At 64.5% G+C, this 26,048-nt stretch carries 23 protein-coding genes; all 23 read left to right on the top strand.

Annotation, left to right across the window (positions count from 1 at the left end; translation table 11 throughout):
• Positions 1–48 precede the first annotated feature (48 nt).
• The 23 genes from KPB06_RS33995 to KPB06_RS33885 all read left to right on the top strand — a co-directional run bounded on the left by KPB06_RS33995 (position 49) and on the right by KPB06_RS33885 (position 25,354).
• The gene (locus KPB06_RS33995) at positions 49–1,248 is read left to right on the top strand and encodes an ABC transporter substrate-binding protein (protein ID WP_059580476.1); all 1,200 of its coding nucleotides are present in this window, start codon (positions 49–51) and stop codon (positions 1,246–1,248) included.
• A 128-nt stretch (positions 1,249–1,376) separates the two neighbouring features.
• Positions 1,377–2,261, top strand: coding sequence for a branched-chain amino acid ABC transporter permease (locus tag KPB06_RS33990; protein WP_059580692.1), 885 nt, complete (start codon positions 1,377–1,379; stop codon positions 2,259–2,261).
• On the top strand, positions 2,261–3,238 hold the full coding sequence (locus tag KPB06_RS33985; protein ID WP_059580695.1) for a branched-chain amino acid ABC transporter permease: 978 nt from the start codon (positions 2,261–2,263) through the stop codon (positions 3,236–3,238). Before KPB06_RS33990 ends, KPB06_RS33985 begins: the two co-directional genes overlap by 1 nt.
• A 768-nt stretch (positions 3,239–4,006) precedes the next feature.
• A complete protein-coding gene (locus tag KPB06_RS33980) occupies positions 4,007–4,288 on the top strand; it encodes a hypothetical protein (protein ID WP_059580478.1) in 282 nt (93 codons plus the stop codon).
• Entirely contained in the window at positions 4,289–5,446 is a 1,158-nt protein-coding gene (locus KPB06_RS33975; protein ID WP_059580480.1) for an ABC transporter substrate-binding protein, read from the top strand.
• Between the two features lie 200 nt (positions 5,447–5,646).
• Positions 5,647–6,702: a branched-chain amino acid ABC transporter permease gene (locus tag KPB06_RS33970; RefSeq protein ID WP_059580483.1), complete on the top strand. Its 1,056-nt coding sequence runs from the start codon at positions 5,647–5,649 to the stop codon at positions 6,700–6,702.
• A gap of 4 nt (positions 6,703–6,706) precedes the next feature.
• Positions 6,707–8,491, top strand: coding sequence for a branched-chain amino acid ABC transporter ATP-binding protein/permease (locus tag KPB06_RS33965; RefSeq protein WP_059580486.1), 1,785 nt, complete (start codon positions 6,707–6,709; stop codon positions 8,489–8,491).
• Entirely contained in the window at positions 8,491–9,246 is a 756-nt protein-coding gene (locus tag KPB06_RS33960) for an ABC transporter ATP-binding protein (protein ID WP_059580489.1), read from the top strand. The genes KPB06_RS33965 and KPB06_RS33960 overlap by 1 nt, the downstream gene beginning before the upstream one ends.
• 391 nt (positions 9,247–9,637) lie before the next feature.
• Positions 9,638–11,608, top strand: coding sequence for a tRNA uridine-5-carboxymethylaminomethyl(34) synthesis enzyme MnmG (mnmG, locus tag KPB06_RS33955; RefSeq protein WP_059580493.1), 1,971 nt, complete (start codon positions 9,638–9,640; stop codon positions 11,606–11,608).
• Positions 11,605–12,291, top strand: coding sequence for a 16S rRNA (guanine(527)-N(7))-methyltransferase RsmG (gene rsmG, locus KPB06_RS33950; RefSeq protein ID WP_059580496.1), 687 nt, complete (start codon positions 11,605–11,607; stop codon positions 12,289–12,291). Before mnmG ends, rsmG begins: the two co-directional genes overlap by 4 nt.
• 51 nt (positions 12,292–12,342) lie before the next feature.
• On the top strand, positions 12,343–13,122 hold the full coding sequence (locus tag KPB06_RS33945; protein ID WP_059580499.1) for a ParA family protein: 780 nt from the start codon (positions 12,343–12,345) through the stop codon (positions 13,120–13,122).
• Positions 13,123–13,153: 31 nt separating this feature from the next.
• Positions 13,154–14,047 carry a ParB/RepB/Spo0J family partition protein gene (locus KPB06_RS33940; protein WP_006482728.1) on the top strand — a complete coding sequence of 298 codons (894 nt, stop codon included), beginning with the start codon at positions 13,154–13,156 and terminating at the stop codon, positions 14,045–14,047.
• Positions 14,048–14,057: 10 nt separating this feature from the next.
• A complete protein-coding gene (locus KPB06_RS33935) occupies positions 14,058–15,188 on the top strand; it encodes an SLC13 family permease (RefSeq protein WP_059580501.1) in 1,131 nt (376 codons plus the stop codon).
• A 557-nt stretch (positions 15,189–15,745) separates the two neighbouring features.
• Positions 15,746–16,270, top strand: coding sequence for an ATP synthase subunit I (locus KPB06_RS33930; protein WP_059580504.1), 525 nt, complete (start codon positions 15,746–15,748; stop codon positions 16,268–16,270).
• 110 nt (positions 16,271–16,380) lie between these two features.
• A complete protein-coding gene (atpB, locus tag KPB06_RS33925) occupies positions 16,381–17,232 on the top strand; it encodes a F0F1 ATP synthase subunit A (protein WP_012492242.1) in 852 nt (283 codons plus the stop codon).
• Positions 17,233–17,307: 75 nt separating this feature from the next.
• Positions 17,308–17,577: a F0F1 ATP synthase subunit C gene (gene atpE / locus KPB06_RS33920; RefSeq protein ID WP_006482730.1), complete on the top strand. Its 270-nt coding sequence runs from the start codon at positions 17,308–17,310 to the stop codon at positions 17,575–17,577.
• Between the two features lie 129 nt (positions 17,578–17,706).
• Positions 17,707–18,177, top strand: coding sequence for a F0F1 ATP synthase subunit B (locus KPB06_RS33915; protein WP_006477283.1), 471 nt, complete (start codon positions 17,707–17,709; stop codon positions 18,175–18,177).
• Positions 18,178–18,179: 2 nt separating this feature from the next.
• Positions 18,180–18,719, top strand: a complete 540-nt coding sequence (locus KPB06_RS33910; RefSeq protein ID WP_034188172.1) for a F0F1 ATP synthase subunit delta — start codon at positions 18,180–18,182, stop codon at positions 18,717–18,719.
• A 44-nt stretch (positions 18,720–18,763) separates the two neighbouring features.
• Positions 18,764–20,305, top strand: a complete 1,542-nt coding sequence (atpA, locus tag KPB06_RS33905; protein ID WP_059580508.1) for a F0F1 ATP synthase subunit alpha — start codon at positions 18,764–18,766, stop codon at positions 20,303–20,305.
• Between the two features lie 119 nt (positions 20,306–20,424).
• Positions 20,425–21,300, top strand: a complete 876-nt coding sequence (gene atpG / locus KPB06_RS33900) for a F0F1 ATP synthase subunit gamma (RefSeq protein ID WP_034209645.1) — start codon at positions 20,425–20,427, stop codon at positions 21,298–21,300.
• A 66-nt stretch (positions 21,301–21,366) separates the two neighbouring features.
• Entirely contained in the window at positions 21,367–22,761 is a 1,395-nt protein-coding gene (gene atpD / locus KPB06_RS33895; RefSeq protein ID WP_011350527.1) for a F0F1 ATP synthase subunit beta, read from the top strand.
• Between the two features lie 151 nt (positions 22,762–22,912).
• Entirely contained in the window at positions 22,913–23,338 is a 426-nt protein-coding gene (locus KPB06_RS33890; protein ID WP_006477288.1) for a F0F1 ATP synthase subunit epsilon, read from the top strand.
• A 288-nt stretch (positions 23,339–23,626) separates the two neighbouring features.
• Positions 23,627–25,354: an AMP-binding protein gene (locus KPB06_RS33885; protein WP_059580697.1), complete on the top strand. Its 1,728-nt coding sequence runs from the start codon at positions 23,627–23,629 to the stop codon at positions 25,352–25,354.
• Positions 25,355–26,048: the final 694 nt, after the last annotated feature.

Genomic DNA, 26,048 nt, shown 5'->3' with positions numbered 1-26,048 from the left:
TGGCGGCCCTCGAACAACCACAACGCATCAGAACAACAGGAGACGTCAATGAAAATGAAGACCCTCGCACAGGCCTGTCTCGCGCTCGCGAGCGCCGCGTTCACCGCCGGCGCCGCCCACGCGGCGGATACCGTGAAGATCGGCTTCATCACCGACATGTCGGGGCTTTACGCGGATATCGACGGGCAGGGCGGTCTCGAGGCGATCCGCATGGCGGTCGCGGACTTCGGCGGCAAGGTGCTCGGCAAGCCGATCGAGGTCGTCTATGCCGATCACCAGAACAAGGCCGACATCGCCGCGTCGAAGGCGCGCGAATGGATGGACCGCGGCGGGCTCGACCTGCTGGTCGGCGGCACGAACTCGGCCACCGCGCTGTCGATGAACCAGGTCGCGGCCGAGAAGAAGAAGGTCTACATCAACATCGGCGCGGGCGCCGACACGCTGACCAACGAGCAGTGCACGCCGTACACGGTCCACTACGCGTACGACACGATGGCGCTCGCGAAAGGCACCGGCTCGGCGGTGGTGAAGCAGGGCGGCAAGACGTGGTTCTTCCTGACGGCCGACTACGCGTTCGGCAAGGCGCTCGAGAAGAACACGTCGGACGTCGTGAAGGCGAACGGCGGCCAGGTGCTCGGCGCGGTGCGCCACCCGCTGTCCGCGTCGGATTTCTCGTCGTTCCTGCTGCAGGCGCAATCGTCGAAGGCGCAGATCCTCGGCCTCGCGAACGCGGGCGGCGACACGATCAACTCGATCAAGGCCGCGAAGGAATTCGGCATCATGAAGACGATGAAGCTCGCCGCGCTGCTGATGTTCATCGACGACGTGCACAGCCTCGGCCTCGAAACGACGCAGGGCCTCGTGCTGACCGACAGCTGGTACTGGAACCGCGACGCGGCATCGCGCCAGTGGGCGCAGCGCTACTTCGGCAAGATGAAGAAGATGCCGTCGAGCCTGCAGGCGGCCGACTATTCGTCGGTGACGACCTACCTGAAGGCCGTGCAGGCCGCCGGCACGACCGATTCCGACAAGGTGATGGCCGAGCTGAAGAAGATCAAGATCAGCGACTTCTACGCGAAGGGCTACATCCGCCAGGACGGCAGCATGATCCACGACATGTACCTGATGGAAGTGAAGAAGCCGTCGGAATCGAAGGAGCCGTGGGACTACTACAAGGTGCTCGCGACGATTCCGGGCGAACAGGCGTTCGGCACCAAGCAGGAGACGCGCTGCGCGTTGTGGAAGTAGGCATCGCGTAGCGGCGCGCACGGGCGCGTCGCACGGTGGCGGCTGCGGCGACGTGCCCGCTGCGCCGCCCGCATGCGCGCTGCATGAAAGTTGCGTACGCAACGAAACTCATTCTGACGGCTAAGTCGATGGAAATCTTTGGCATTCCGTTGCCGGCGATGCTGAGCCAGTTGCTGCTCGGGCTCGTCAACGGCTCGTTCTACGCGATCCTGAGCCTCGGGCTCGCGGTGATCTTCGGGCTGCTCAACGTGATCAACTTCGCGCACGGCGCGCTGTTCATGCTGGGCGCGATGCTCGCGTGGATGGGCCTGTCGTATCTCGCGCTGCCGTACTGGGCGATGCTCGTGCTGGCGCCGCTGATCGTCGGCGTGTTCGGGATCGCGATCGAGCGCTCGATGCTGCGCTGGCTGTACAAGCTCGATCACCTGTACGGACTGCTGCTCACGTTCGGGCTCACGCTGGTCGTCGAAGGCGTGTTCCGGTCGATCTACGGATCGTCGGGTCAGCCGTACGACGTGCCGTCGCAGCTGTCCGGCGCGACCAATCTCGGCTTCATGTTCCTGCCGAACTATCGCGCGTGGGTGGTCGTCGCGTCGCTCGCGGTGTGCCTCGCGACGTGGTTCGTGATCGAGAAGACGCGGCTCGGCGCGTACTTGCGCGCGGGCACCGAGAACCCGAAGCTCGTCGAGGCGTTCGGCGTGAACGTGCCGATGATGATCACGCTCACCTACGGCTTCGGCGTCGCGCTCGCGGCGTTCGCGGGCGTGCTGGCCGCGCCGGTGATCCAGGTGTCGCCGCTGATGGGCCAGCCGATGATCATCACCGTGTTCGCGGTGGTCGTGATCGGCGGGATGGGCTCGATCCTCGGCTCGATCGTCACGGGCCTGCTGCTCGGCGTGATCGAGGGCTTCACGCGCGTGTTCTATCCCGAAGCATCGGCCACCGTCGTGTTCGTGATCATGGCGATCGTGCTGCTGTTCCGCCCGGCGGGCCTCTTCGGCAAGGAAAAATGATGCAGAGAAAAGTGCTCTACGGCGTGCTGCTCGCCGCGCTGCTCGCCGCGCCGTTCATCGGCGCGTATCCCGTGTTCGTGATGAAGGTGCTCGCGTTCGCGCTGTTCGCGGCCGCGTTCAACCTGCTGATCGGCTATACGGGGCTGCTGTCGTTCGGCCATGCGATGTTTCTCGCGACAGCCGGCTATGCGACCGGCTATTCGATGCAGACGCTCGGTTTCACGCCGGAGCTCGGCGTGCTGGTCGGCACCGTCGCCGCGACGCTGCTCGGGCTCGTCGTCGGGCTGTTCGCGATCCGCCGGCAGGGCATCTACTTCGCGATGATCACGCTCGCGTTCGCGCAGATGGTCTACTTCATCTATCTGCAGGCGCCGTTCACGCACGGCGAGGACGGCCTGCAGGGCGTGCCGCGCGGCCGCCTGTTCGGGCTGCTCGACCTGTCGAACGACGTCGCGCTGTACTACGTCGTGCTGGCGGTGGTCGTGGCCGCATGCGCGTTCATCGTGCGGGTCGTCCATTCGCCGTTCGGCCAGGTGCTCGTCGCCATCAAGGAGAACGAAGCGCGTGCGATCTCGCTCGGCTACGACACCGACCGCTTCAAGCTGCTCGCGTTCATCCTGTCGGCCGCGCTCGCGGGGCTGGCCGGTTCGCTGAAGGTGCTGGTGCTCGGCTTCGAGACGCTGTCGGACGCGTACTGGACGATGTCGGGCCTCGTCGTGCTGATGACGCTCGTCGGCGGGATGGGCACGCTGTTCGGGCCGCTGCTCGGCGCCGCGCTGATCGTCGCGCTGGAAGACCGGCTCGGCGACATCGGCGAATGGCTCGCGTCGACGACGGGCGTCGCGTGGTTCCATTCGCTCGGCGAATCGGCGACGATCGTCACCGGACTGATCTTCATCGCATGCGTGCTCGCGTTCCGGCGCGGCATCGTCGGCGAGATGGTCGCGCGGATCAAGCCGCTCAGGGCGACGTCGTGAGCATGCCGTGCGCGTCGCCGCGCGTTGATGCGCAGCACCATCCGGCCCGCCCGGGAAGGGCGGCGCGGCGGCTGGGGCCTGCACCGCGCGGCCCGCTGGTGCCCCATTTTCGTGCGGCGATGCACCATAGGGGTAAATGCTAAGTTGTCGTGGTGCTTAAGCCTCTTTAAGATTCAACCTAGTTCTGATGCACCGCGAAACGAATTTGCAGGTGGAGAACGAGGAGACAATCGAGGCACAAAGTGCCCGGACCCTAAAGCGCTGTTGGACGGAATCCAACAGCGCTTTTTCATTTGCGTGCACGGATTCCATCGATGGTGCATCGGCCGGCGTGACGGCCGCTTCCCGCGTTTGCGTTCGCACCGCGTCTTTTCCGCGCTTCGCCGCATTCCCCGTTTTTTCCGTTTCCCGCGATCCGTTCGCCGACGATGCGCAATCCTGCACAGGCGCTTCGGGCTTACCCGGTTGGCGTGCGCGAAAGGCGTCCGTTACACTCGGCTTTCGCCGACCGTGCGGTCGGGAAAATCGGTCGGCAGTTCTCCTACAAGCACAATGCAGAACAGGGAGTACGGTTGGATGAGCAGCGCAGCACGGTGGATCGGGGCAGCAGAGGCGGCGGGCGCCGTTCGTTCATCATCGGGTGCGCGACGGGGCATCGCGGCATTTCCGAGCCGCTCCGCGGCCTGTATGCGCGTCCCGGCGCCCGTGCGGGTCGTTGCACTCGCATCCGTCTCTGCATTCGCATTCGCATGAGCGGCCGGCTTCCCGATGTTGTATCGCTCGCCGCGCGTGCCGACCATCGATGCGCGCGCAACCAGCTTCCGCACGCTTTCTCATTTCTTCGCCTTCTTCATCCTGACGACACCGCTGCTGCGCATCGTGACGGTCGAACGGCCGTTTCGATCGGCATGCGGCGCATGGGTGCGGCGTTTCGCGGGAAAACGAGCATGGGCGCGGATGGGCGAGATAATTAAGATATTAACTTGTTTGGGGACCGGGAGCCGCCCGAGCAACCGTGGTTTTTTCGAGCAGCGTTTGGAGACAACGTAAATGAAGATGAATCGATGGATGGAGGCCCTGCTTGCCGCGGGCCTCGTGTGTGCGGCGGCCACGGCGTCGGCGCAGGTGAAGATCGGCGTGACGCTGTCGGCCACCGGCCCGGCCGCCTCGCTCGGGATTCCGGAAAAGAACACGATCGCGCTGCTGCCGAAGGAAATCGCGGGCAAGAGCGTGCAGTACATCGTGCTCGACGACGCGTCCGACACGAGCCGCGCGGTGCAGAACGTGCGCAAGCTGATCGACGAGGATCACGTCGACGCGATCATCGGTTCGTCGGTCACGCCGAACTCGCTCGCGATGCTCGACCCCGTGTCGCAGGGCAAGACGCCGACGATCTCGCTCGCGGCGAGCGCGCAGATCATCGCGCCGATGGACGCGAAGCGCGCGTGGATGTTCAAGGTGCCGCAGAACGACCAGCTGATGGCCGACGCGATCGCCGGCTACATGGCGAAGCACGGCGTGAAGACGGTCGGCTTCATCGGTTTCGCCGATGCGTACGGCGACAGCTGGTACAAGACGTTCGACGCGGCAGCCGCGAAGAACGGGCTGAAGCTCGTGTCGAACGAGCGCTACAACCGGACCGACGCGTCGGTGATGGGGCAGGTGCTGAAGCTGCTGGGCGCGAACCCGGATGCGGTGCTGATTGCCGGCTCCGGCACGCCGGCGGCGCTGCCGGCCAAGACGCTGAAGGAGCGCGGCTACAAGGGCAAGGTGTACCAGACGCACGGCGTCGCGAACAACGATTTCCTGCGCGTGTGCGGCAAGGATTGCGAAGGCGAGATCCTGCCGGCCGGCCCCGTGCTCGTAACCGACCAGCTGCCCGATTCGAATCCGGTGAAGAAGCCGGCGCTCGGCTACAAGGCCGCGTACGAGAAGGCGTACGGCGCGGGTTCGCTGTCGACGTTCGGCGGCCATGCATGGGACGCGGGCCTGCTGCTGCAGCGGGCGATTCCGGAAGCGCTGAAGAAGGGCCAGCCGGGCACCGAGGCGTTCCGCGAAGCGCTGCGCGCATCGATCGAAAGCGTGAAGGATCTGCCCGTCTCGCACGGCGTGATCAACATGACGGCGACCGATCACAATGGCTTCGACACGCGTGCGCGCGTGATGGTGCAGATCGTCGACGGCAAGTGGAAGCTGCAGGCCGAGTAAGCATCACGTGAAACCGGCATGCGCGGCGCGAACGGCGCCGCGCATGCCGTCGGCAGGGTGACGCGCATGACGGCTCGCACCCGTGCCGCCTGGAACCCCGGGGCCCGCCGCGTGGCGCGCGACGTGCCGATCGTGTCGCGCGCGCCCCGGCCGTTTCCGCCTTTCGTTTCTCCGCAGCATTCTCTCGATACACGAAACGTATGGATCTCTCGATTGCGGCGATCCTCGCGCAAGACGGCATCACGACCGGCGCCATTTATGCATTGTTGTCGCTGGCGCTCGTGCTGGTATTTTCCGTCACGCGGGTGATCTTCATTCCCCAGGGCGAATTCGTCGCCTACGGTGCGCTGACGCTGGCCGCGTTGCAGGCGCAGAAATTCCCCGCCACCTGCTGGCTGCTGCTCGTGATGGGCATCGCATGCTTCCTGCTCGAGGCCGGCGGCCTGATCCGGCATCGCGAACGCCGCCATCAGCTCGGCCGCACGCTCGCGACGCTCGGCAGCCGCTACGTGCTGCTGCCGCTGGCGGTGTTCGCGATCACGCGCAGCTTTGCCGCGCAGCCGATGCCGATGCTCGCGCAGATCGCGCTGACGCTCGCGATCGTCGTGCCGATGGGGCCGTTCGTCTACCGGCTCGTGTACCAGCCGATCGCCGAAGGCACGACGCTGCTGCTGCTGATCGTGTCGGTGGCCGTCCATTTCGCGATGGTCGGCCTCGGCCTCGTGATGTTCGGCGCGGAAGGCTCGCGCACCAACGGGTTCTCGGACGCGTCGCTCGCGATCGGCAGCCTGACGGTGTCGGTGCAGAGCATCCTGGTCGTCGTCACGGCGCTCGTGCTGATCGGCGCGCTCTACGTGTACTTCGGCCGCACGATCGCCGGCAAGGCGCTGCGCGCGACGTCGGTGAACCGGCTCGGTGCGCGGCTCGTCGGCATCGGCACCACCGAAGCCGGGCGGCTCGCATTCACGTTCGCGGCGGGGCTCGGCGTGCTGTCCGGGATCCTCGTCGGCCCACTGACGACGATCTACTACGACTCGGGCTTCCTGATCGGCCTGAAGGGCTTCGTCGGCGCGATCATCGGCGGGCTCGTCAGCTATCCGCTCGCGGCCGCCGGCTCGCTGCTCGTCGGCGTGCTCGAATCGTATTCGTCGTTCTGGGCGAGCGCGTACAAGGAGGTGATCGTGTTCACGCTGATCATTCCGGTGCTGCTGTGGCGCAGCTTCGTGACGCCGCATGCGGAAGAGGAAGAGGAGTGACGCGATGAAGACGATGGTACGCAACAAGGCCTTCTGGCTGTTTCTCGTGGTGCTGTTCGCGCTGCCGGTGCTGCCCGGCGCGCTGCAGGTGCCCGAGTACTGGATCACGCTGCTGAACTACATCGGCCTCTATGCGATCGTCGCGATCGGGCTCGTGCTGCTGACGGGCGTCGGCGGGATGACGAGCTTCGGGCAGGCCGCGTTCGTCGGGATCGGCGCGTATGCGACCGCGTTCCTGACGACGCGGTACGGCGTGTCGCCGTGGCTCGCGCTGATCGTCGGCGTGGTGCTGACGGCGCTCGTGGCGCTCGTGCTCGGTGCCGTGACGATGCGGCTGTCCGGGCACTTCCTGCCGCTCGGCACGATCGCGTGGGGGCTCGCGCTGTTCTACCTGTTCGGCAACCTCGAAGTGCTCGGCAAATACGACGGGATCAACGGGATTCCAGCGCTGAACCTGTTCGGCATCGTGCTCGAAAGCGGGCGCAGCCTGTATTTCCTGATCTGGGCCGTGGTGCTGGCCGCGATCGTGTCGGTGCAGAACCTGCTCAACAGCCGGCCCGGCCGCGCGATCCGCGCGCTGCGCGGCGGCGGCGTGATGGCCGAGGCGATGGGCGTGAATACCGCGTGGATGCGTGTCGTGATTTTCGTCTACGCGGCCGTGCTCGCGGCCGTGTCCGGTTTCCTGTATGCGCACCTGCAGCGCGCGGTGAACCCGACGCCGTTCGGCCTGAACCACGGGATCGAATTCCTGTTCATGGCCGTGGTCGGCGGTGTGTCGCACGTGTGGGGCGCGGTGCTCGGCGCGGCGATCCTGACCGTGCTGCAGGATTATTTGCAGACGCTGCTGCCGAAGCTGCTCGGCTCGGAAGGCAACTTCGAGATCATCGTGTTCGGCGTGCTGATGGTGCTGCTGCTGCAGTACGCGCGCCAGGGCGTATGGCCGTTCGTCGCGAGACTGTTCCCACGCGGGCCGCGCGCGCACGTGCCGGCGCAGGCCGACCCGCTGCCGCAGCGCGCCAAGCCGGTGGCCGGCGAGCCGCTGCTCGTGGTCGACAACGCACGCAAGCAGTTCGGCGGGCTCGTGGCCGTCAACGACGTCAGTTTCGACGTGAAAGCGGGGCAGATCATCGGGCTGATCGGCCCGAACGGCGCGGGCAAGTCGACCACGTTCAACCTCGTGACCGGCGTGCTGAAGCCGACCGGCGGCGCGATCACGTTCCGCGGCGAGCGTATCGACGGGCTGACGTCGCGTCAGATCGTCCGCCGCGGCATCGGTCGCACGTTCCAGCATGTGAAGCTGCTGCCGGCGATGACGGTGCTCGAGAACGTCGCGATCGGTGCCCATCTGCGGGGTCATACGGGCGTGTGGCGCAGCATTGCTCGGCTCAATGCGCATGAGGAAGCGCAGTTGCTGGCCGAAGCCGCGCGCCAGATCCGCCGCGTCGGGCTCGAGAAGCACATGTACGACGAAGCGGGCAGCCTCGCGCTCGGCCAGCAGCGGATTCTCGAAATCGCGCGTGCGCTGTGCTGCGATCCGACGCTGCTGCTACTCGACGAGCCGGCCGCGGGCCTGCGTTACCAGGAGAAGCAGCAACTCGCCGACCTGCTGCGGCGGCTGAAGGCCGAGGGCATGAGCGTGTTGCTCGTGGAACATGACATGGATTTCGTGATGAACCTCACCGACCGGCTGGTGGTGATGGAATTCGGCACGCGGATCGCGGAAGGGCTGCCGCAGGATGTGCAGCAGGACCCGGCCGTGCTCGAAGCGTATCTGGGCGGGGTGGAGTGATGACGGACACGACGATGCCGATTCTCGAAGTACGCGGGCTGGCGGTGCGGTACGGGAAGGTGGAAGCGCTGCACGGTGCGGCAATCAAGGTCGGGGCGGGGCAGATCGTCAGCGTGATCGGCCCGAACGGTGCCGGCAAATCGACGCTGCTGAACGCGATCATGGGGGCACTGCCGGTCACGGGGCACGCGTCGGGCGCGGTCGTATATCGCGGCAACGATGTTGGCGCCTTGCCGGTCGAGCAGCGCGTCGCGCGCGGGATGTGCCTCGTACCGGAAAAGCGTGAGCTGTTCAGCACGATGACGGTCGAGGACAACCTCGTGCTCGGCGCGTACCGGCGCAAGCAGGCGGGGGAAGCGAACTTCCTCGATCAGCTCGACCACGTGTTCGCGCTATTCCCGCGGCTGAAGGAGCGCCGCAGGCAGGCGGCCGGCACGCTGTCCGGCGGCGAGCGGCAGATGCTGGCGGTCGGTCGTGCGCTGATGGGCAAGCCCGACCTGCTGATGCTCGACGAACCGAGCCTCGGGTTGGCGCCGCTGATCGTGAAGGAGATCTTTCATATCATCAGCGCGTTGCGCGGCACCGGCGTGGCGACGCTACTGATCGAGCAGAACGCACGGGCGGCGTTGCAGATCTCCGACTACGGCTATGTGCTGGAGACGGGCGAGTTCGCGTTGGAAGGGGCGGCTGCCGAGCTTGCGCAGAATCCGCGGGTGATCGAGACTTATCTCGGGTTGACGAAGAAGACGGCTTGATTGCTGATGCGGTGGGGGAAACGGGCGGCGTGTTTCACGTGAAACACGCCGTTTTTGTTTGTGAGGTCGGCCTGGGTGTCGATGCATCGGTCGTTCGGGGGTGTGAGGGATAAGTCCCGAGGTAACCGAGAGAAATACTGTGTGCTCGCCACGGACGCGGATCAGACGAACCGGCGGACTTCTGCACATGCACGACAACGTGTGTCGAACCACGCGTCACACCGCCGAAGCAGGCCCGCCACGACAAATTCGCCCGCCCCCAGCGAAAAAATCGCCGAAATGCACAGACCCTACCATTCGGACGGCCTTCGGGGGAAAAGCGAACCCGCTATAATTCGGCCCATACATTTCTCTGATAGGTTCGTGCGCAGCTCTGCGTACGGAATCCACCATGCTTTTTCCCACAGAATTTGACGTCATCGTCGTCGGTGGCGGTCATGCCGGCACGGAAGCCGCGCTGGCGTCCGCCCGCATGGGCGCGAAGACCTTGCTGCTGACCCACAACATCGAAACGCTCGGGCAGATGAGCTGCAATCCGTCGATCGGCGGCATTGGCAAGGGCCATCTGGTCAAGGAAGTCGACGCGCTGGGCGGCGCGATGGCCGCCGCGACGGACGAAAGCGGTATTCAGTTCCGGATCCTCAATTCATCGAAGGGCCCGGCCGTGCGCGCGACGCGTGCGCAGGCCGACCGCATCCTGTACAAGGCCGCGATCCGCCACCGGCTCGAAAATCAACCGAACCTGTGGCTGTTCCAGCAGGCCGTCGACGACCTGATGGTCGAAGGCGACCGCGTGGTCGGCGCCGTCACGCAGATCGGCATCCGTTTCCGCGCGCGCGCGGTCGTGCTGACGGCTGGCACGTTCCTCGACGGCAAGATCCACGTCGGGCTGAACAACTACACGGGCGGTCGCGCGGGCGATCCGGCGGCCGTGTCGCTGTCGTCGCGCCTGAAGGAACTGAAGCTGCCGCAGGGCCGCTTGAAGACCGGTACGCCGCCGCGTATCGACGGCCGCACGATCGACTTCTCGAAGCTCGACGAGCAGCCGGGCGACCTCGATCCGATCCCCGTGTTCTCATTCCTGGGCCGCGCGGAGCAGCATCCGCGGCAGTTGCCGTGCTGGGTCACGCATACGAACGAGCGCACGCACGACATCATTCGCGGCGGTCTCGACCGGTCGCCCATGTATACAGGCGTGATCGAAGGCGTGGGCCCGCGCTATTGCCCGTCGATCGAAGACAAGATCCACCGGTTCGCGTCGAAGGAATCTCACCAGATCTTCCTGGAGCCGGAAGGGCTGACGACCAACGAGTTCTATCCGAACGGAATCTCGACGAGCCTACCGTTCGACGTCCAGCTCGAGCTCGTGCATTCGATGCGCGGCCTGGAGAACGCGCATATCCTGCGCCCCGGTTACGCGATCGAATACGACTACTTCGACCCGCGTGCGCTGAAGGCGTCGCTCGAAACGAAGGCGATCAACGGGCTGTTCTTTGCGGGCCAGATCAACGGTACGACGGGCTACGAAGAAGCGGCTGCGCAGGGCTTGCTGGCCGGCCTCAATGCGGGCCGCTATGTGCAGGAGAAGGACGCGTGGTGCCCGCGTCGCGACCAGGCCTATCTGGGCGTGCTGGTCGACGATCTCGTCACGCGCGGCGTGGCCGAGCCGTACCGGATGTTCACGAGCCGGGCCGAATATCGCCTGAGCCTGCGTGAAGACAATGCCGACATGCGCTTGACCGAGATTGGCCGCGAGCTTGGGCTGGTCGACGACGTCCGCTGGGACGCTTTCAGCCGGAAACGCGACGCTGTTTCACGTGAAACCGAACGCCTGAAGTCGACGTGGGTCACGCCGAAGACGCTGCCGGCGGAAGAAGCGACGGCGTTGCTCGGCAAGGCAATCGACCACGAATACAGCCTCGCGGAGCTGCTGCGTCGCCCGGGTGTCAGCTACGACGGTGTGTGCGGGCTGAAGGGCGGAGAGTGTGGCCCCGCGGAGCCGCTGACGGACGACCCGGTGCTGCTCGAACAGATCAAGGAGCAGGTCGAGATCGGCATCAAGTATCAGGGCTATATCGAGCGCCAGGCATCCGAGATCGAACGCAACGACGCGAACGAGAACACACGCCTGCCGGACGGTATCGATTATCGCAAGGTCCGTGGTTTGTCGTTCGAGGTCAGCCAGAAGCTCAACGAGTTCCGGCCGGAAACGATCGGGCAGGCGTCGCGTATCTCGGGCGTCACGCCGGCAGCGATCTCGCTGCTGATGGTGCACCTGAAGCGTCGCGGCCTGGGCCGCCGTAACGGCATGGCCGCAGAGGCCGCGGAGCAGGGGGACGGCACCGTCCCGACACAACGATGACGGCGCGTCGCGCGCCGGCGGTTAATCGGGACGTACTGGAACAGATGCTCGTCGACGGTACGGCGGCACTGGACCTCACGCTGACGGATACGCAGCGCGACCAACTACTCGACTATGTCGCGCTGCTCGGCAAGTGGAACGCGGTCTACAACCTGACCGCGATCCGCGACCCGAAGCAGATGCTGATCCAGCATATCCTCGATTCGCTTTCCATCATCCCGCATCTGCGTGGTCGTGCGTCGGCGCGTGTGCTCGACGTCGGCTCGGGCGGGGGGCTGCCCGGTATCGTGCTGGCGATCGTCGAGCCGGGCTGGCAGGTCACGCTGAACGATATCGTGCAGAAGAAGTCGGCCTTCCAGACGCAGATGCGCGCGGAGCTGAAGCTCGCGAACCTGTCGGTCGTGACCGGCCGTGTCGAATCGCTGCGGCCGGGGGGCGAAGTGCCGGAAAAATTCGACATCATCGTATCCCGCGCTTTCGCGGATCTGTCCGACTTCGTTAAACTTGCTCGTCATCTGGTCGCGCCGGGCGGATCGATCTGGGCGATGAAGGGCGTTCACCCGGACGACGAGATTGCGCGGTTGCCGGAAGGCAGCCGCGTCAAGCAGACGATCCGGCTGGCGGTACCGATGCTCGATGCGGAGCGGCATTTGTTCGAAGTGGCCGTCGACGACGCGAATTGAAGGCGCGCGGTAGCGCGCCGTTTGTTTGAAGGTAAAGGGAACACACCAACGATGGCAAAGATCTTCTGCGTTGCGAACCAGAAGGGGGGCGTCGGCAAGACGACGACATCGGTCAATCTCGCCGCAAGCCTTGCAGCGCAGGAGCAACGCGTCCTGTTGATCGATCTCGACCCGCAGGGCAACGCGACGATGGGCAGCGGGATCGACAAGGCCGCCTGCGAAGCGACCGTGTACGAAGTGCTGGTCGACGGCGTGTCGGTGACCGACGCGCGCGTGCGTCCGGAAGGCGTCACCTATGACGTGCTCCCCGCGAACCGCGAGCTGTCCGGCGCCGAGATCGAACTGATCAGCATCGACAATCGCGAGCGCCGCCTGAAGGCCGCGCTTGAGCGCGTCGCCGACGACTACGATTTCGTCCTGATCGATTGCCCGCCGACGCTGTCGCTGTTGACGCTGAACGGCCTGTGCGCGGCGCATGGCGTCGTGATCCCGATGCAATGCGAGTACTTCGCACTGGAAGGGTTGTCGGACCTCGTCAACACGATCAAGCAGGTTCACGCGAACATGAACCGCGACCTGAAGATCATCGGCTTGCTGCGCGTGATGTTCGATCCGCGCATCACGCTGCAGCAGCAAGTCTCCGATCAACTGAAAGCGCACTTCGGCGACAAGGTGTTCGACGTGGTGATTCCGCGCAATGTGCGCCTGGCGGAAGCGCCGAGTTACGGGTTGCCGGGCGTCGTGTTCGACCGCAGCTCGCGCGGTGCGCAGGCGTATCTCCAATTCGGTGCCGAGATGATCGAGCGCGTGCGCGCGTTCGAGGTGTCGTGATCCGGACATGAGCGAAGCGAGGAAGAAAGACATGAACGCGGTACCAAAGAAGAAGGGCTTGGGACGTGGCCTCGAAGCGCTGCTCGGCGGCAGTGCCGATATCACCGAAGCGGTGAAGATCGAAGGGGCACCGAACACGCTCGCGCTCGGCAAGCTGCAAGCCGGCAAGTACCAGCCGCGCACGCGGATGGACGAGGGCAGCCTGCAGGAGCTGGCGGCAAGCATTCGCGCCCAGGGCGTCATGCAGCCGATCCTGGTACGGCCTATTTCATCAGACAAATACGAGATCATCGCGGGCGAGCGGCGTTTCCGCGCGGCGCGCCTGGCCGGCCTCGACGAAGTGCCGGTGCTCGTGAAGGACGTATCCGATCAGGCTGCCGCCGCGATGGCGCTGATCGAGAACATCCAGCGCGAGGACCTGAATCCGCTCGAAGAAGCGCACGGCATCCAGCGCCTGCTCGACGAGTTCGGTTTCACGCACGAACAGGCGGCCGAATCGGTCGGCCGTTCGCGCAGCGCGGTGTCGAACCTGCTGCGCCTGCTGAACCTCGCGTCGCCGGTGCAGACGATGCTGCTGGCCGGCGATCTCGACATGGGGCACGCGCGCGCGCTGCTGGCCGTCGACGCGGCCACGCAGATCACGCTCGCGCATCAGGTGGTCAACAAGCGCATGTCGGTGCGCGAGACCGAGAAGCTCGTCGCGCACACGACGAAGGAAGCACCGGCCGTGAAGGCGCGCGCGAAGGACGATGGCGGCCGCGATACGCGTCGCCTCGAAGAGGAGTTGTCCGACCTGCTCGCGTCGACGGTGAAGATCAAGCTCGGCCGCCGCGGGCGAGGGCAGGTGCTGATCGACTTCGGCAACCTGGACGCGCTCGAGGGCATTCTCGCGCGTCTGCGCGGCAACGTCGCGACCGAAGAGTAACGGGCAACCCATGACGCAAAAGGGTGCACCGGCGCCGCGCCGGTGGCTCGGCTGGCTTGCGCAGGAACCGGTACTGTCGGTGCTTGCGCTTGGCCTGATCGTGCTGCAATGGGTGCGTCCGCAACCATTTTCGGTGCTCGCGGATCGTGTCGACTGGCAGACGGTCGCGACACTCGCGGGCCTGCTGATGCTGACCAAGGCGCTCGAGCTGTCCGGCTGCCTGATGTGGCTCGCGCATCGCATCGTGCATCACGTGCATTCCGAACGCGGGCTCGCGATGCTGCTCGTCGGCTTCGCCGCGGTGCTGTCGATGTGGCTCACCAACGACGTCGCGCTGTTCGTCGTCGTGCCGTTGATGGTATCGCTGCGCGCGCTGACGCCGCTGCCGTTCCGGCGGCTCGTGATCGTCGTCGCGCTGGCTGTCAACGCGGGGTCCGTCGCGACACCGCTCGGCAATCCGCAGAATCTTTTCCTGTGGCAATTGAGCGGCGTGTCGTTCGGCCGTTTCGTGGTCACGCTCGGCCCGCTCGCCCTCGCGCTGATGGCGCTGCTGCTCGCGCTGACCGCATTGATGTTCCGCGCGAAGCCGCTCGACCTGTCCGGCGACGCCGTTGCGCTTCCCGTCCAGCGCATGCAGGCGCTGATCGCGGCCGTGCTGTTCGCCGCGTTCGTGCTGCTCGCCGATGCGCATCATCTGCTGCCGGGCCTCGTCGGCGTCGCCGTCGTGCTGCTTGCCGTCAAACGCGACGCAGTCCTGAAGATCGACTGGCTTCTGCTGCTGATCTTCGTGCTGATGTTCGTCGTGTTGCGCAGCGCGGCCGCGCTGCCCGTCGTGCACGACGCGATCGCGCACGCGCAACTCGATTCGCCGCTGCGCGTCTATGCGGCCGGCGCCGTGCTGTCACAGGTGATCAGCAACGTACCGGCCGCGATCCTGCTGTCGGAGTTCACGCACGACTGGCGCGCGCTTGCATTCGGCGTATCGGTCGGCGGCTTCGGGTTCGCGATCGGTTCGCTCGCGAACCTGATCGCGGTGCGTCTCGCGAAGGAGCCGCGCATGTGGCTGCCGTTCCACCTCGTGTCGATTCCGTTCGCGCTGGTGAGCGCGGCGCTCGGCGCGTGGCTGCTCGTGCACGGTTGAACGGGGCGGCGCAGGGAAGCCGTTCGAGCGACGGGTTGGGCGCACGGCATTCACGCTGATCAACGGTTGTTGATAAGTGCCGCCATCCACAGTCGAACATCTGTGGCGGCGCGACAACTGACCGGATGAATCGCTGCGTGAACATCCTGTCGAATTTCGCGCGCGGGCGCGATGGTTGGGCCGCGGCGTCTTGCTTGTTCCCGAGCATCGGGGCGAATCGTTTCCGCCGGCTGCGTTGCAGCGAATTCCCGACGGCAATCGCGCCGCTTCGTCCTGGCCCGTATCGGGTATCGTTTCCCGCCGTTTCCCCCGTCACCTGACTTTTTCGCGCAAGAAATACCGGTGCGGAAAACCGACCTTACAACTGTCATCGTACGTCGCCGAATCGCATGTTTTTTCACATCATGAGGCGTCGTTTTATGCAGGTTTTTGTCGCGTCTAAAGCCTTGAATCACTTGCAACTATCGCTTACAATCGCCCGGATTTGTTAGCTAGGCACCCCTGAAAGCTTTCAGAAAGCTTGGGGTCGGGTTCAGGGATTTCAGCGGAAGATTGCGATGGCGGGTCAGGCGCCGGACGACAGGCACGATGATCAGCGCACGCAACGCACCGCTTCGGCGGCCGGCGAGCGGCGTGAACCCGACGATGACTGGGATGTCGAGCAGCAAGATAACAACATCGTTCCGCTGACGCGGGCAGAGGCCGAAAGGCTGTTCGGCCCGAACGTGAGCAAGCCCTCGCGCGTGACCCCCTACAAGGTGGTATTCGCGCAAGTGGTCCTGTCCCTGGTTGCAACGCTGGCGTGGTGGCTGTTTTCGAAGTCGCCGGGCGCCGCTGCGCAATCCGCGTTTTTGGGCGGAGCGATCGGCTGGGTACCCAGTGCGGTATTCGTGGCACGACTGAAGGCAGGTGGCTCGGCCACCGTGATGAGCTGGGTGATGGGCGAAGCCCTGAAGCTCGCTCTGACGATCGGAATGTTCACCGCGGTGGCGTTCGGCTGGGCCGGCGTGCACTGGGTGCCGTTCCTCGTCACGTACCTCGTCGTGCTGAAGACGTACTGGATCGCGCTGGCCTGGCGGTAAGGAACAAGCAGCGTGCGGTTTCGACAACGAACCGCACCGGCCCGTTCCCGCAATAGCGTGTTGCGGAACGGGGCAAAACGATTTTCGACAATTTGGGTGGCATTAACGATATGGCAGCTAGCGAAGGCACGCGCGGTCCGGATCCGTCCGAGTACATTGCGCACCACTTGCAGAATTTCTCCACCTCGCATCAGACGTCGATTTTCGATATCCACGTCTGGAATCTCGACACGCTGTTCTGGTCGATCGTATGCGGCATCGTGACGATCGTCCTGCTGCGTCTTGCCGCCCGCAAGGCGACCTCGGGCGTGCCGGGCCGCTTCCAGTGCGCGATCGAGATGCTCGTCGAAATGGTCGAAGACCAGTCGAAGGCCATCGTCCACGGCAATCGCACCTTCATCGCGCCGCTCGCCCTCACGGTGTTCGTGTGGGTCGCGCTGATGAACTCCCTCGACTTCCTCCCGGTCGACCTGCCGGGCCGCGTGATCGGCCTGCTCGGTCTGTCGGACGTGATTTCCCACCATCGCATCGTCCCGACGGCCGACCTGAACGGCACGCTCGGCATCGCGCTCGGCGTGTTCGTCCTGATGATCTACTACAGCATCAAGATCAAGGGCGCGGGCGGCTTTGTGCATGAGCTGCTGTCGGCCCCGTTCGGCGCCCACCCGCTGCTGTGGATCCCTAACCTCGCGCTCAACATCGTCGAATATCTCGCAAAGACCGTCTCCCTCGGTATGCGGCTGTTCGGCAACATGTACGCGGGTGAGCTGTTGTTCCTGTTGATCGCCCTGCTCGGCAGCATGTGGAGCTTCGGTGGCGACGCAACGTTCCTCGGCTTCGTTGGTCACGTGATCGCGGGTAGCGTCTGGGCAATCTTCCACATCCTGATTGTTCTGTTGCAGGCATTCATTTTCATGATGCTGACGCTGGTGTATCTCGGCCAGGCGCACGACAAGCACTAAGCGCGGCGTGCAACAAAGAGTCTTCGTTTTAGTTTTTTAAATCTCAGTTCCAAGTCTTTTCACAAAGGAGTGATCATGCAAGCTTACATCGCCAACATCCAGGGTCTGACCGCCATCGGTATCGGCATCATCATCGGCCTGGGTGCAATCGGCGCCTGTATCGGTATCGCGCTGATGGGTGGCAAGTACATCGAAGCCTGCGCACGTCAGCCGGAACTCATCAACCCGCTGCAAACGAAGATGTTCCTGCTGGCTGGTCTGATCGACGCTGCATTCCTGATCGGCGTGGGTGTCGCAATGCTGTTCGCGTTCGCGAACCCGCTCCTGTCGAAGCTCGCAGGCTAAGGTTCCTCGGAAATATGCGTCCGGCGTGAGCCGGCGCAGGGCGGAACGGAGACTTGGGGCGCTGATCGAATGCAACTCGATGAGCGCCTTACCGTTTCATTTTTCCGGAATAGCAGATAAGGAAACACCGTGAATCTCAACGCAACTCTGTTTGCGCAAATGGTCGTGTTCCTGGTCCTCGCGTGGTTCACGATGAAATTCGTGTGGCCGCCGTTGATCAACGCCCTCGACGAACGTTCGAAGAAGATCGCCGACGGCCTCGCCGCCGCGGAGAAGGGCAAGGCGGAACTCGACGCAGCGCACAAGCGCGTGGACCAGGAACTCGCGCAGGCCCGCAACGACGGCCAGCAGCGCATCGCCGACGCTGAGAAGCGTGCGCAGGCGGTCGCCGAGGAAATCAAGGCCAACGCCCAGGCTGAAGCCGCCCGCATCGTCGCCCAGGCGAAGGCGGAAGCAGAACAGCAAATCGTGAAGGCGCGCGAAGCGCTGCGTGGCGAAGTCGCCGCGCTGGCCGTGAAGGGCGCCGAGCAGATCCTGAAGCGCGAAGTCGATCAAACGGCCCACGCCCAACTGCTGAATCAACTGAAAGCCGAGCTCTGATCATGGCCGAACTTGCAACCATCGCCCGCCCTTACGCAGAAGCGCTGTTCCGCGTGGCCGAGGGCGGTGACATCGCCGCCTGGTCCACGCTCGTGCAAGAGCTGGCCCAGGTTGCGCGTCTGCCGGAAGTGCTGTCGGTCGCGTCGAGCCCGAAGGTGACGCGCACGCAAGTAGCCGAGCTGCTGCTTGCTGCGGTGAAGTCGCCGCTCGCGGCCGGCGCCGAAGCGAAGAACTTCGTGCAGATGCTGGTCGACAATCATCGCATCGCGCTGCTGCCGGAAATTGCCGAGCAGTTCGAGGCGCTCAAGAACGAACGTGAAGGCGCAGCCGACGCCGAGATCGTGAGCGCGTTCCCGCTGAACGGCGCGGATCTCGACAGTCTCGTCTCGGGCCTCGAACGCAAGTTCAAGCGCAAGCTGAAACCGACGGTCGAAGTCGATTCGTCGCTGATCGGCGGCGTGCGCGTGACGGTCGGCGACGAAGTGCTCGACACCTCGGTTCGCGCGCGCCTCGCATCGATGCAGGCTGCCTTGACCGCCTGAGCGCCACGCCGGCACGCAACAGAATTGACTATCAGGAGCGAATAATGCAACTCAATCCCTCTGAGATCAGCGAGCTGATCAAGAGCCGGATCCAGGGCCTTGAAGCGAGCGCAGACGTTCGCAACCAGGGCACCGTGATCTCCGTGACCGACGGTATCGTGCGTATCCACGGCCTGTCGGACGTGATGCAGGGCGAAATGCTCGAGTTTCCGGGCAACACGTTCGGTCTCGCGCTGAACCTCGAGCGCGACTCGGTCGGCGCGGTGATTCTCGGCGAATACGAACACATCTCGGAAGGCGACATCGTCAAGACGACGGGCCGCATTCTCGAAGTCCCGGTCGGCCCGGAACTCGTCGGCCGCGTGGTCGACGCGCTCGGCAACCCGATCGACGGCAAGGGTCCGGTCAACGCGAAGCTGACCGACGCGATCGAAAAGATCGCCCCGGGCGTGATCTGGCGCAAGTCGGTGTCGCAGCCGGTGCAGACGGGCATCAAGTCGATCGACGCGATGGTGCCGATCGGCCGTGGCCAGCGTGAGCTGATCATCGGCGACCGTCAGTGCGGCAAGACCGCGGTGGCGCTCGACGCGATCATCAACCAGAAGGGCAAGGACCTGATCTGTATCTACGTCGCGATCGGCCAGAAGGCTTCGTCGATCATGAACGTGGTGCGCAAGCTCGAGGAAACGGGCGCGCTGGAATACACGATCGTCGTCGCCGCTTCGGCGTCGGATTCGGCCGCGATGCAGTACCTGGCACCGTACGCCGGCTGCACGATGGGCGAATACTTCCGCGACCGCGGCCAAGACGCGCTGATCATCTATGACGACTTGACCAAGCAGGCCTGGGCATACCGTCAGATCTCGCTGCTGCTGCGCCGCCCGCCGGGCCGTGAAGCGTACCCGGGCGACGTGTTCTATCTGCACTCGCGTCTGCTCGAGCGTGCGGCTCGCGTGTCGGAAGAGTACGTCGAGAAGTTCACGAACGGCGAAGTGAAGGGCAAGAGCGGCTCGCTGACGGCACTGCCGGTCATCGAAACGCAGGCAGGCGACGTGACCGCGTTCGTTCCGACGAACGTGATCTCGATTACCGACGGCCAGATCTTCCTGGAAACCGACCTGTTCAACGCAGGCATCCGCCCGGCAATCAACGCCGGCGTGTCGGTGTCGCGCGTCGGCGGCGCCGCTCAGACGAAGGTCGTGAAGAAGCTGTCGGGCGGTATCCGTACCGACCTCGCGCAGTACCGTGAACTGGCTGCATTCGCGCAGTTCGCATCGGACCTCGACGAAGCGACCCGCAAGCAGCTCGAGCGCGGCCGCCGCGTGACGGAACTGCTGAAGCAGCCGCAGTACCAGCCGCTGCAGGTCTGGGAACTGGCCGTGTCGCTGTACGCCGCGAACAACGGCTACCTCGACGATCTCGACGTCAAGCAAGTGCTGCCGTTCGAGAAGGGCCTGCGCGACAACCTGAAGACCAGCCACGCTGACCTCATCAAGCGTATCGAAGACACCAAGGATCTCTCGAAGGACGACGAAGGCGCGCTGCGCGCGGCGATCGAAGCCTTCAAGAAGTCCGGTGCCTATTGATCCGCGAGTGACACACGGAGGCCGCGTGGGTGCTGATGCGCCCGCGCCGCTTCGGTGAGCGATGCATGAGCCCCGAGTAAAGCGCTAAAGCGCTAATTCGGGGCGCAAAGGAGCAAGCTATGGCTGGAATGAAGGAAATTCGCGGCAAGATCAAGAGCGTGCAGAACACGCGCAAGATCACGAAGGCGATGGAGATGGTGGCTGCATCGAAGATGCGTCGCGCGCAGGAACGCATGCGCGCCGCTCGTCCGTATGCGGACAAGGTCCGTGCCATCGCCGCGCACATGAGCCGTGCGAACCCGGAGTACCGCCACCCGTTCATGGTGGCGAACGACGGCGCGCAGACGGCCGGCATCATCCTCGTCACGACGGACAAGGGTCTGTGCGGTGGTCTGAACACCAACGTGCTGCGTGCGACGGTGCAGAAGTTCAAGGAGCTGGAAGAGAAGGGCCAGAAGGTCGAAGCCACCGCGATCGGCGGCAAGGGCCTCGGGTTCCTGAACCGCTTCGGCGCGAAGGTGATGTCGCAGGTCGTGCACCTCGGCGACACCCCGCACCTGGACAAGCTGATCGGCGCCGTGAAGACGCAGCTCGATCTGTACTCGGAAGGCAAGCTGTCGGCGGTTTATATCGCTTACACGCGCTTCGTCAACACGATGAAGCAGGAAGCCGTGATCGAGCAGCTGCTGCCGCTGTCGTCGGAACACTTCGAAGCCGATGACGGTACGCCGGCGACGTCGTGGGATTACATCTACGAGCCGGACGCGCAGGCAGTCGTCGACGAACTGCTCGTGCGTTACGTCGAGGCGCTGGTGTACCAGGCCGTCGCGGAAAACATGGCGTCCGAGCAATCGGCGCGCATGGTCGCGATGAAGGCCGCGTCCGACAACGCGAAGACGGTGATCAGCGAACTGCAGCTCGTATACAACAAGAGCCGTCAGGCCGCGATCACGAAAGAACTGTCGGAGATCGTCGGCGGCGCAGCCGCTGTTTAAGCGCGCGCCCGGGACGACAACTGCGCCTTTGCGCGAGTAAAGAATCAGGTATTTAAAGGAAAAGCGATGAGTACTGCTGCTTTGGTAGAAGGCAAGATCGTACAGTGCATCGGCGCCGTTATCGACGTGGAATTCCCGCGCGACAGCATGCCGAAGATCTACGACGCGCTCATTCTCGATGGCTCGGAACTGACGCTCGAAGTCCAGCAGCAGCTGGGTGACGGCGTGGTCCGTACCATTTGTCTGGGTGCATCCGACGGCCTGCGCCGCGGCCTGACCGTGAAGAACACGGCGAAGCCGATCTCGGTGCCGGTCGGCAAGCCGACCCTCGGTCGTATCATGGACGTGCTCGGCCGTCCGATCGACGAAGCCGGCCCGATCGAAAGCGAAACGACGCGTTCGATCCACCAGAAGGCACCGGCGTTCGACGAACTGTCGCCGTCGACCGAACTGCTCGAAACGGGTATCAAGGTCATCGACCTGATCTGCCCGTTCGCGAAGGGCGGCAAGGTTGGCCTGTTCGGCGGTGCAGGCGTGGGCAAGACCGTCAACATGATGGAGCTCATCAACAACATCGCGAAGGAACACGGCGGTTACTCCGTGTTCGCGGGCGTGGGCGAGCGGACCCGTGAAGGGAACGACTTCTACCACGAAATGAAGGACTCGAACGTTCTCGACAAGGTCGCGCTGGTGTACGGCCAGATGAACGAGCCGCCGGGCAACCGTCTGCGCGTCGCGCTGACCGGCCTGACGATGGCCGAGCACTTCCGTGACGAAGGCCTCGACGTGCTGTTCTTCGTCGACAACATCTACCGTTTCACGCTGGCCGGTACCGAAGTGTCGGCACTGCTCGGCCGTATGCCGTCGGCAGTGGGCTATCAGCCGACGCTGGCTGAAGAAATGGGCAAGCTGCAAGAGCGCATCACGTCGACCAAGAAGGGCTCGATTACGTCGGTTCAGGCCGTGTACGTCCCTGCGGACGACTTGACCGACCCGTCGCCGGCGACCACCTTCGGCCACCTGGACGCAACCGTCGTTCTGTCGCGTGACATCGCTTCGCTGGGTATCTACCCGGCGGTCGACCCGCTCGACTCGACGTCGCGCCAGATCGACCCGAACGTGATCGGTGAAGAGCACTACTCGATCACCCGTCGCGTTCAGCAGACGCTGCAGCGCTACAAGGAACTGCGCGACATCATCGCGATTCTGGGCATGGACGAACTGTCGCCGGAAGACAAGCTGTCGGTCGCACGTGCGCGCAAGATCCAGCGTTTCCTGTCGCAGCCGTTCCACGTCGCTGAAGTGTTCACGGGCTCGCCGGGCAAGTACGTGCCGCTGAAGGAAACGATCCGTGGCTTCAAGATGATCGTCGACGGCGAGTGCGACCACCTGCCGGAACAGGCGTTCTACATGGTCGGCACGATCGACGAAGCCTTCGAAAAGGCCAAGAAGATCTCGTAAGGGTTCGAGTGAGTCGCACGGCGCGTGCTAGTCGGGATTAACAGTCGGACTGATAATCCCGGCGGGTCGCGCCGACCGCAATACGCTCAATCCGCCGTGCATGGGATCGGCGCAGGCGCGCAAGTGCCCGCTCCGATCGACAGGAGTCGATATGGCAACCATCAAAGTAGACGTCGTCAGCGCGGAAGAGCAGATCTTCTCGGGCGAGGCGAAATTCGTCGCGCTGCCGGGCGAAACGGGTGAGCTGGGTATTCTGCCGGGCCACACGCCGCTGATCACCCGGATTCGTCCGGGTGCGGTGCGCATCGAAGTCGAGGGCGGCAACGACGAATTCGTGTTCGTCGCGGGCGGCATTCTCGAAGTGCAGCCGGGCGCCGTGACGGTGCTCGCCGATACCGCGATCCGCGGCAAGGACCTCGACGCGGCGAAAGCCGAGGAAGCGCGCAAGCGTGCCGAGGAAACGCTGCAGAACGCGAAGTCGGATCTCGACCTCGCGAAAGCGCAATCCGAGCTCGCGACCGCGATGGCGCAGCTCGAGGCGATCCAGCGTCTGGCGAAGATTCGCAGCCGGCACTGAGCCGCGCCGCGTATCCCGCGAAAGAAAGCAGCCTTCGGGCTGCTTTTTTTTCGCCCGCGGTTTCGCCCGCGTTCCGTTCGCGCTTCGCCCGCATTTCGTCGGAGTTTTGCGGGTCCGGTCATTCCGTCCGGTCGTGCTATTTCAACCGCCCGTCGCGATTCGATGTCAAAGTATCGTCAGCGGAGCGCGGCATCATCCGCGGTGAGGCCCGCCGTCGCGATCGTTGCGGCGAAGGCGCGCGCAGCAGGCGCGCGCGGGCCGATCAGACAAGAACGGACGGAGACATCGATGGCAGCAGACCTTGGCAAGGGGGCGCTGATCGCGCCCGAGAACGGCTTGTCGTACGTGCGCGGCGCGACCGACGTGCCGCTATCCGACGCGACGATCGGCCGGTTTCTGCTCGACACGGCTGGCCGCTTTCCCGACCGTCCGGCCGTCGTGTTCCGCGAGCAGCAGGTGCGCTGGACCTGGCGCGCGTTCGCGAACGAGGTCGACGTGCTGGCAGCGGGCCTCGCCGCGCTCGGGATCGTGAAGGGTGACTGCGTCGGCATCTGGTCGCCGAACCGCAGCGAATGGCTGCTCACGCAGTTCGCGACCGCGCGGATCGGCGCGGTGCTCGTCAACATCAACCCGGCCTACCGGCTGTCGGAACTCGAATACGCGCTGAACAAGGTCGGCTGCAAGGCCGTGATCGCGGCCGAGCGCTTCAAGAGCTCCGCGTACGTCGAGATGCTGCAGACCCTCGCGCCGGAGCTCGCGACCGCGACGCCGGGCGACCTGCACGCGGCGCGCGTGCCGAGCCTGCGCACGATCGTGTCGATGGGCGACGTGGCGCCGGCCGGCATGTTCCGCTTCGCGGACGTGATGGCGCGCGGCCGCCAGGCCGTCGATCCCGCGCTGCTCGACGCGCTCGGCGCAACGCTCTCGGCCAGCGATCCGATCAACATCCAGTTCACGAGCGGCACGACCGGCAGCCCGAAGGGCGCGACGCTCACGCACCGCAACGTCGTCAACAATGCGCGCTCGATCGCGATGGCGATGCGCTTCACCGAACAGGATTCGCTCTGCATCCCCGTGCCGCTCTATCACTGCTTCGGGATGGTGCTGGCCGTGCTCGCCTGCGTGTCGACGGGCGCCGCGATGGTATTCCCCGGCGAGGCGTTCGACCCGGTCGCGACGCTCGCGGCGGTGGCCGAAGAGCGCTGCACCGCGCTGCACGGCGTGCCGACGATGTTCATCGCGGAGCTCGACCATCCGGAATTCGCCAAATTCGACCTGTCGACGCTGCGCACCGGGATCATGGCCGGCTCGCCGTGCCCGATCGAGACGATGAAGCGCGTCGTGTCGCAGATGCATCTGTCGGAGATCACGATCGCGTACGGAATGACGGAGACGAGCCCGGTGTCGTTCCAGAGCTCGACCGACGATCCGCTCGAAAAGCGCACGACGACGGTCGGCCGCATCCAGCCGCATCTCGAAGTGAAGATCGTCGATGCGGCCGGCGACATCGTGCCGGTCGGCGCGACGGGCGAGCTGTGCACGAAGGGCTATTCGGTGATGCTCGGCTATTGGGACGACGACGCGAAGACGCGCGAGGTGCTGGTCGACGGCTGGATGCACACGGGCGACCTCGCGACGCTCGATGCGGACGGCTACTGCAACATCGTCGGCCGTCTGAAGGACATGGTGATTCGCGGCGGCGAGAACGTCTATCCACGCGAGATCGAGGAATTCCTGTTTCGACATCCGAAGATCCAGAGCGCGCAGGTATTCGGCGTGCCCGACGCGAAGTACGGCGAGGAGCTGTGCGCGTGGATCGTGCTGCGCGCCGACGAGCAGATGACCGAGGACGACGTGCGTGCCTTCTGCCAAGGCCAGATCGCGCACTACAAGATTCCGCGCTATATCCGCTTCGTCGACGAACTGCCGATGACGGTGACGGGCAAGGTGCAGAAATTCGTGATGCGCGAGCGGATGATCGAGGAGCTGAAGCTCGACGTGCAGAAGACGGCTTGAAGCGGGGCGGTGCGGGAAAATGCGGGAAAAGCGGGGCGGCCTGCGGGTCGCCCGGTGCAGGTCGCTACGTTTTCGATGGACGAAAAAAAGCGGGCTTATTAGCCCGCTAAAAACCACACGCTACGGGGTTAGCGCGAGGAGACCAAAGATGAAACCGGATCCGGCGGGGGCCGGAAACGACTCCAACAGGGATGCCCCTCGGAAGGGCTTCGGTACGTGACCGACTGGCTCGCAGCGCTTCGCGTCCGCTCACACTTGGCACACGAGACCGCATCCGTGTTGAAACCGTTGAGGCCCATTGTGGGCGAATTAACGACCCCTCGCGGTAACAAAGTGTTTCAGGTTGTAACGCCCGCCAGATAAGGCTTTCCGGGATTTTTTGCTGTTTTCGGGCTCCTGAAAAAGGTCATTTTTACCCATATTTTCCGCCGCGTTTTCGAGGTATGCGCGCGATGCGTTTTTCACGCGTATCGGGCGCGATGAATTGCCGATTTTCACGCGAGAAAGTGCACGGCACGATCGATACCGCGCATGGCGATTCATTCGTCAGAAAGATTTTGAAACGTGATCGGGACGCGTGGAAGTCGGCCATTCGGCCAATTTGGCGGGTCGCGCGCCGTTCATGGGCGCCGCGGCGCGACGCGAAGGTGTAACGGCAACGCATGCCGGCGGCCGACGCAGGCGGGATTTTCGC

Origin of the sequence: Burkholderia semiarida, from assembly GCF_029268935.1 — a bacterium.
In the GTDB taxonomy this organism is placed as follows: domain Bacteria; phylum Pseudomonadota; class Gammaproteobacteria; order Burkholderiales; family Burkholderiaceae; genus Burkholderia; species Burkholderia semiarida.
The sequence above is the reverse complement of the archived record's forward strand: the minus strand, read 5'-3'. Positions and strand labels throughout refer to the sequence as shown.

Coding starts and splice junctions, on each gene's coding strand:
- KPB06_RS33890 (WP_006477288.1), top strand. CDS start 22,913: ATGGCAACCATCAAAGTAGACGTCGTCAGCGCGGAAGAGCAGATCTTC.
- KPB06_RS33990 (WP_059580692.1), top strand. CDS start 1,377: ATGGAAATCTTTGGCATTCCGTTGCCGGCGATGCTGAGCCAGTTGCTG.
- KPB06_RS33965 (WP_059580486.1), top strand. CDS start 6,707: ATGAAGACGATGGTACGCAACAAGGCCTTCTGGCTGTTTCTCGTGGTG.
- KPB06_RS33885 (WP_059580697.1), top strand. CDS start 23,627: ATGGCAGCAGACCTTGGCAAGGGGGCGCTGATCGCGCCCGAGAACGGC.
- atpG (WP_034209645.1), top strand. CDS start 20,425: ATGGCTGGAATGAAGGAAATTCGCGGCAAGATCAAGAGCGTGCAGAAC.
- KPB06_RS33930 (WP_059580504.1), top strand. CDS start 15,746: ATGGCGGGTCAGGCGCCGGACGACAGGCACGATGATCAGCGCACGCAA.
- atpD (WP_011350527.1), top strand. CDS start 21,367: ATGAGTACTGCTGCTTTGGTAGAAGGCAAGATCGTACAGTGCATCGGC.
- atpB (WP_012492242.1), top strand. CDS start 16,381: ATGGCAGCTAGCGAAGGCACGCGCGGTCCGGATCCGTCCGAGTACATT.
- mnmG (WP_059580493.1), top strand. CDS start 9,638: ATGCTTTTTCCCACAGAATTTGACGTCATCGTCGTCGGTGGCGGTCAT.
- KPB06_RS33910 (WP_034188172.1), top strand. CDS start 18,180: ATGGCCGAACTTGCAACCATCGCCCGCCCTTACGCAGAAGCGCTGTTC.
- KPB06_RS33980 (WP_059580478.1), top strand. CDS start 4,007: ATGTTGTATCGCTCGCCGCGCGTGCCGACCATCGATGCGCGCGCAACC.
- KPB06_RS33995 (WP_059580476.1), top strand. CDS start 49: ATGAAAATGAAGACCCTCGCACAGGCCTGTCTCGCGCTCGCGAGCGCC.
- rsmG (WP_059580496.1), top strand. CDS start 11,605: ATGACGGCGCGTCGCGCGCCGGCGGTTAATCGGGACGTACTGGAACAG.
- KPB06_RS33945 (WP_059580499.1), top strand. CDS start 12,343: ATGGCAAAGATCTTCTGCGTTGCGAACCAGAAGGGGGGCGTCGGCAAG.
- KPB06_RS33975 (WP_059580480.1), top strand. CDS start 4,289: ATGAAGATGAATCGATGGATGGAGGCCCTGCTTGCCGCGGGCCTCGTG.
- KPB06_RS33970 (WP_059580483.1), top strand. CDS start 5,647: ATGGATCTCTCGATTGCGGCGATCCTCGCGCAAGACGGCATCACGACC.
- KPB06_RS33985 (WP_059580695.1), top strand. CDS start 2,261: ATGCAGAGAAAAGTGCTCTACGGCGTGCTGCTCGCCGCGCTGCTCGCC.
- atpA (WP_059580508.1), top strand. CDS start 18,764: ATGCAACTCAATCCCTCTGAGATCAGCGAGCTGATCAAGAGCCGGATC.
- KPB06_RS33935 (WP_059580501.1), top strand. CDS start 14,058: ATGACGCAAAAGGGTGCACCGGCGCCGCGCCGGTGGCTCGGCTGGCTT.
- KPB06_RS33960 (WP_059580489.1), top strand. CDS start 8,491: ATGACGGACACGACGATGCCGATTCTCGAAGTACGCGGGCTGGCGGTG.
- atpE (WP_006482730.1), top strand. CDS start 17,308: ATGCAAGCTTACATCGCCAACATCCAGGGTCTGACCGCCATCGGTATC.
- KPB06_RS33940 (WP_006482728.1), top strand. CDS start 13,154: ATGAACGCGGTACCAAAGAAGAAGGGCTTGGGACGTGGCCTCGAAGCG.